The following is a 5,245-nucleotide window of genomic DNA, read 5'->3' as shown; positions in this document are numbered from 1 at the left end:
CTCCGAAAGTCCAGTTAAGTAAATTGATCAACTCACTCAAGGGTGTTAGCTCTCGATTGATGCGAAAAGAGTTCCTCGATATACATCGTTATCTATGGAATGGTGCGTTATGGTCTCCCAGTTACTTTGCCGGATCATGTGACGGTGCTGCGCTAGATGCCCTGACGACTTATATCGAGCAGCAAAATAGACCTAAGTAACGTTAATGCTTCGCATCAATGATTTTCATCACCGCCATGAATGACGGTGTTTTTCATCTAAATGGATAAATTAATCCGGCATAACAAAAATCGCTACCCGGACAGCAAGCAGAGCCATGCCACCAGTCCGTTTCACGAGCTCTATCTATTCATCATTTCCAACTGTTCCAGGTATATTAAGCAGCTAATTTTATTTGTTTTTAGGTAATGTGATATTTACTTCCAATACCGACATATCATCATCTGCTTTATCTGAAAATTCGCAGGTCACATCATTATTTGATATGTCCATAAATTTGCGGATGACCGCAACAATTTCTTTCTGCATTTCAGGTAAATATGACGGACTGACAGCGCTTGAGTGCTCATGAGCAACAATAATCTGCAAACGGTCTTTGGCTAATTTTGCACTGCCTTTTTTTGGCTTGTCCCTTCTGAAATATTCTAAGACTCCCATTTTAACCTCCAAATATTCGGCTTAAAAAGCCTTTTTTCTCACAAGTAACAAAACGCAGATCACGTTCAATACCTTGTAAACGATCCACTGCATCCTGATAAGCTTTACCTGCATCACTGTCTTGATTGAGAATAATAGGCTCGCCTAAGTTTGAAGCACTTAATACATCTTTAGATTCCGGTATCACACCCAATAAATCAATGCCTAATAAATCATTGATATCTTCGATGCTTAGCATCTCTTCACGCTGAACGCGCTCCGGGCTGTAACGGGTAATTAAAAGATGTACTTTTACGGGGGTAAGTTGCTGCTCTGAACGATAAGATTTACTGGATAACATCCCTGTAATACGGTCTGAATCGCGTACAGATGAAACTTCAGGATTGGTTGTCACAATCGCTTCATCGGCAAAATACAGTGCCATCATCGCGCCCTGCTCAATCCCCGCAGGAGAATCACAAATGATATATTCAAAACCATCTTCCTTCAGCGTATGAATAACCTTTTCCACACCTTCTTTGGTTAACGCATCTTTATTGCGCGTCTGCGAAGCGGGTAAGATAAACAGCTCATTAATACGTTTATCTTTAACTAATGCCTGCTGCAGGTTAGCTTCGCCATTTATTACATTAATTAAATCGTAAACAACCCGGCGCTCGCAGCCCATAATCAAATCAAGATTACGTAAGCCAATATCAAAATCGATAATGACGGTTTTTGCACCGGTCATAGCAAGACCGCTACCAATTGCAGCACTACTTGTAGTTTTACCAACACCACCTTTACCAGATGTCACGACAATAACTTTGGCCATTATTCTTATTCCTTATCAGTTAAACCTGACTCAATTTGCCCAATACAATTTGTTCATTTTGTAATGATACGATGCAACTCTTGGCGACATAATCACCAGATAAATCATCGCTTAATTTATACACGCCGGCGATCGACAGCAATTCCGGTTTCAAATTTTGACAAAAGATACAAGCACTTTTATCACCCATTGCCCCGGCTAATGCTTTGCCGTTCAAAGTACCGTAGATATGAATATTACCATCGGCAATAACTTCAGCACCGGCACCAACATCACCATGTATAACGAGATCTGTCTCTTTAGCATAAATCTGTTGTCCGGAACGCACCCGGCCAGTATGGATTTTTGTCTTAACATCAGTGTGTGGATCAGAAACCGCCGGTATTTCAACCGCTTTGATTTGTTCAGAGGTTTCACTTTCCGGTTCATGTGACTGACGAATCGAACGTCTTAATATGGCTATATTTTGCGCACTTATCAACTCTTTTTGCTCGCTTGATAAATCACCTGAAATACCGACTAAAATAAAGTTCTGCTCGTTTATTATCTGTTTCATTTGAGCAAAATCTATTTTAAGTGCTGCGCCCTCTATATTGACCACAATAGGGGCATTTTTAAAGAAATCCGGTGCCATAATGCGTTTGTTATGCAACTCTTCAGCTAAAGCTGTCAGGCTTTCACTTTCAAGATTCACTACAAGCAGCGTAAAATTTGATGATTTTAAGGTCATAGCCATCCCATCTATAAAAATCGTAATTATTTGATTAAAAATTCAGTGTTTTTCTGAAAAAAAAACCCTCAATGCATGTTATAGTTTGCTATCAAAATAGGCAAGTAAAGGGCTGCATTAGTATTATGTTATGTGCTGTATATAAAAGTATTAGGAAATCACAAACTTATCTGTTTATACCAAAACGTGATGATTTTTCGCTTGTACCTGATGGGCTATTGGCTCAATTCGGCCCGCCGCAATTGGTCTCAGTATTAAATATTAACCTGCAAACCAAATTTGCCCTCGCAGATGCGGCAAAAGTCATTACTGCGATAACAAATAACGGTTATTATTTACAGCTTCCTCCTCCTCCGATTAATTATCTGCAGGAGCACAAAAACTGGAATGCAACACAACAAGGCAATAACCATGAAATTGAATAAAGCACGGTGTTTAGCGTCACCGATAAAAACGCTTTTTTTGTCTATGATTACGGTATTATTCAGCCAGAGCGTCTGTGCAGAAACAGCTGGTACAGACAATACCGGAGGAAAAATCCCCTTTGCTGAATATGTAGAAAACATTAAGGCAGAAGCCAAAGAAAACGGCATTGATACCGATGTTATCGAAAAGGCCTTTGCTAATGTTGAATTTTTACAACGCAGTATTAAAGCGGATAAAGAGCAGCCTGAATTTAAGTTAACCCTCGATACTTATATCCCAAGAGCCGTTCCCGACTGGAAAGTCAAACAAGCCAGAGAAGCTTATAAAGAACATTACCAGTTGCTTGAGGAGATAGGTAAAGTCTATGGTGTTCAACCCCGATTTATTGTTGCCTTGTGGGGTGTTGAAACAAATTTTGGGCATTTTACCGGTAATCATAATATTATTTCCTCTTTAACAACGATGGCCTATGAGGGCCGCCGTGAAGCATTATTTAAAAAACAGTTATTCGCCGCATTATTAATTTTACAGCAGGGACATGTTGCACCTGAAGACTTTATTGGGTCCTGGGCCGGCGCGATGGGGCAGGTACAATTTATGCCAACCTCTTATCTTAATTATGCTGTTGATTATGACGGTGATGGTAAAAAAGATATTTGGCATACCCATGCCGATATCTTTGCCTCGGCGGCAAATTACCTGAAAACAGAAGGTTGGAATGCAGATCAGACCTGGGGACGCCAGGTCAAATTACCGGATAATTTCGATACCGGATTGGCAGATATTAAAAAGCAGAAATCACTGCAGGAATGGCAGAGATTAGGTGTCCGTCGTTATGATGGCAGTGCTTTGCCCAATGTTGATCTCAATGCTTCACTGGTTATTCCTGATGATAAAAACGGGCGCATCTACCTTGCCTATAATAACTACCGGGTATTGATGCACTGGAACCGTTCATATTATTTTGCAACGGCGGTGAGTTATTTATCTGAGCGTATTAATGAGCCACGTATTGTTATCACTGAAAAATAGTCTGTTTTGATGAGATAAATAATAGAAACGTGATAAAAACCGAGCATCACTCCAATATAATAAAGTAAGAAGAATATGAATAAATTCTGGGAACATAAAACCCTGTCAAAAATGTCAGGCAAAGAATGGGAATCTCTGTGTGATGGTTGCGGCAAGTGCTGCTTAAACAAAATAATAGATGATGACACGGAAGAGTTACATTTCACAAACGTCGCTTGCCACCTGTTACATACAAAATCATGCCAATGCCGAAAATACGACAAGCGTTTTAAACTTGTTAAAGATTGTGTAAAAGTCTCTCTGGATGATATTGAGCAGTTTCATTGGTTACCCGCAAGCTGCGCATATCGGCGATTAGCGGAAGGGAAACCTTTACCGGAATGGCACCCGTTAATTACCGGCAGCCAGTCCGCAATGCATAAAGGTGGTTTTTCAGTGCGTGGAAAAATAATTTCAGAAAACAGCATTGATCCCGACAATTTGGAAGATTATATTGCTATTTGGCCTGCTGAATAATAATCCCGAAGAGCACACACCCAAAAGGAAAAAAAATGACCAATATTATTATTTATCACAACCCGCGCTGCTCTAAAAGCCGCGAAACCTTAGCCCTACTTGAAGCACAAAACATCGATTTACAGGTAGTGAGGTACCTGGAAACCCCGCCAACTGCAGAGCAACTGCAAAGTATCATTAAATTATTAGGCTTTGATTCAGCCCGCCAATTAATGCGGACCAAAGAAGATCTCTACAAGACCTTAAAACTTAAAGAACAAAACAACGAAGCGCTGCTATTACAGGCAATGGTTGACAATCCAAAATTAATTGAGCGCCCGATTGTATTAGCAAACGGAAAAGCGGCTATCGGCCGTCCGCCTGAATCAGTGTTGCAGATCATTTAATAAGTGAAAAATATGCGCCATTTAAGCACAGTATTAAAAGAGTCGTTGTGCTGTGCTTGGCTTCTGATTAATCGCCATCATTAAGTTAATATATGCATTGCAGATTTTACACAGTTCCTTTTATAAGTTGAATTTTATGCGCACCCGGCACTATCAATTACTGGCCAAAACAGGCTATTTTGGATTATTAATTCTTATCCCTGTCTGGCATTTGTGGTTATCGCCCCCTTTGCTGGATATAAACCCCTGGCTGGTGACAAGCATCTGGTTTATTCCATTATTATTTCCATTAAAGGGAATTTTACAAAAAAATCCTTACACCTACGCATGGTCAGGCTTTCTTGCATTATTCTATTTGATGCACGCCATTGTTATATTAAGTAGCGAACCGAGTGAATGGTTATTGGCAAGTATTGAGTTATTGTGCGCATCATTTTTCTTGATTGGCGACATCTATTTTGCAAAATACCGGGGACGTGAATTGGGATTAAGTATTCGTAAGAAAAAAGCCAATTAACCTCAGTTCTGGATAATGGAGTCGTAATACCAAATCCGATAACTATCTACTCATTTATACTTGCTAAAATGAATGCTAGCTGTGTTATTGATTTTGTAATTAGAACAACTAGTTACTGCAATCAATGCCTTGCTTTCATCCATTTTTTCTACGCCTAAATAGATCAT

The 5,245-nt window shown here is 39.8% G+C and carries 9 protein-coding genes; 6 read left to right on the top strand and 3 right to left on the bottom strand.

Annotated features, from left to right (window positions below; all coding sequences use genetic code 11):
- Positions 1–200, top strand: a 200-nt coding sequence (gene tnpA / locus ABZA00_RS16270; protein WP_372883202.1) for an IS200/IS605 family transposase, incomplete at its 5' end; no start/stop codon positions are given.
- Positions 201–390: 190 nt separating this feature from the next.
- Here tnpA and minE read toward each other — a convergent pair.
- From minE to minC, 3 genes are read right to left on the bottom strand one after another with little or no spacing between them, the layout of a single operon-like run.
- Positions 391–657 (bottom strand): cell division topological specificity factor MinE, encoded by a 267-nt coding sequence (minE, locus tag ABZA00_RS16265; protein ID WP_372883201.1) that lies wholly within the window; start codon positions 655–657, stop codon positions 391–393.
- Position 658: 1 nt separating this feature from the next.
- Positions 659–1,471: a septum site-determining protein MinD gene (minD, locus tag ABZA00_RS16260; protein ID WP_372883200.1), complete on the bottom strand. Its 813-nt coding sequence runs from the start codon at positions 1,469–1,471 to the stop codon at positions 659–661.
- A 19-nt stretch (positions 1,472–1,490) separates the two neighbouring features.
- Positions 1,491–2,201 carry a septum site-determining protein MinC gene (minC, locus tag ABZA00_RS16255; RefSeq protein WP_372883199.1) on the bottom strand — a complete coding sequence of 237 codons (711 nt, stop codon included), beginning with the start codon at positions 2,199–2,201 and terminating at the stop codon, positions 1,491–1,493.
- Between the two features lie 125 nt (positions 2,202–2,326).
- On the opposite strand from minC, the gene ABZA00_RS16250 reads away from it, so the two are divergent.
- From ABZA00_RS16250 to ABZA00_RS16230, 5 genes are all read left to right on the top strand, one after another.
- Positions 2,327–2,626, top strand: a complete 300-nt coding sequence (locus ABZA00_RS16250) for a YcgL domain-containing protein (RefSeq protein ID WP_372883198.1) — start codon at positions 2,327–2,329, stop codon at positions 2,624–2,626.
- Complete coding sequence (locus ABZA00_RS16245) at positions 2,613–3,659, top strand: lytic transglycosylase domain-containing protein (protein WP_372883197.1); 1,047 nt, start codon at positions 2,613–2,615, stop codon at positions 3,657–3,659. Before ABZA00_RS16250 ends, ABZA00_RS16245 begins: the two co-directional genes overlap by 14 nt.
- A 75-nt stretch (positions 3,660–3,734) precedes the next feature.
- Complete coding sequence (locus tag ABZA00_RS16240) at positions 3,735–4,175, top strand: YcgN family cysteine cluster protein (RefSeq protein WP_372883196.1); 441 nt, start codon at positions 3,735–3,737, stop codon at positions 4,173–4,175.
- A 35-nt stretch (positions 4,176–4,210) separates the two neighbouring features.
- Entirely contained in the window at positions 4,211–4,561 is a 351-nt protein-coding gene (arsC, locus tag ABZA00_RS16235) for an arsenate reductase (glutaredoxin) (protein WP_372883195.1), read from the top strand.
- A 136-nt stretch (positions 4,562–4,697) separates the two neighbouring features.
- Entirely contained in the window at positions 4,698–5,078 is a 381-nt protein-coding gene (locus ABZA00_RS16230) for a DUF2069 domain-containing protein (RefSeq protein ID WP_372883194.1), read from the top strand.
- Positions 5,079–5,245: the final 167 nt, after the last annotated feature.

Origin of the sequence: Psychromonas sp., from assembly GCF_041586535.1 — a bacterium.
GTDB lineage: Bacteria > Pseudomonadota > Gammaproteobacteria > Enterobacterales > Psychromonadaceae > Psychromonas.
Note: the sequence above shows the minus strand (reverse complement) of the source record. Positions and strands in the feature narration are given on the sequence as shown.

Bases quoted from the DNA above. Each gene is read 5' to 3' on its own strand.
- minE (WP_372883201.1), bottom strand. From the start codon at position 657: ATGGGAGTCTTAGAATATTTCAGAAGGGACAAGCCAAAAAAAGGCAGT.
- minD (WP_372883200.1), bottom strand. From the start codon at position 1,471: ATGGCCAAAGTTATTGTCGTGACATCTGGTAAAGGTGGTGTTGGTAAA.
- minC (WP_372883199.1), bottom strand. From the start codon at position 2,201: ATGACCTTAAAATCATCAAATTTTACGCTGCTTGTAGTGAATCTTGAA.
- ABZA00_RS16250 (WP_372883198.1), top strand. From the start codon at position 2,327: ATGTTATGTGCTGTATATAAAAGTATTAGGAAATCACAAACTTATCTG.
- ABZA00_RS16245 (WP_372883197.1), top strand. From the start codon at position 2,613: ATGAAATTGAATAAAGCACGGTGTTTAGCGTCACCGATAAAAACGCTT.
- ABZA00_RS16240 (WP_372883196.1), top strand. From the start codon at position 3,735: ATGAATAAATTCTGGGAACATAAAACCCTGTCAAAAATGTCAGGCAAA.
- arsC (WP_372883195.1), top strand. From the start codon at position 4,211: ATGACCAATATTATTATTTATCACAACCCGCGCTGCTCTAAAAGCCGC.
- ABZA00_RS16230 (WP_372883194.1), top strand. From the start codon at position 4,698: ATGCGCACCCGGCACTATCAATTACTGGCCAAAACAGGCTATTTTGGA.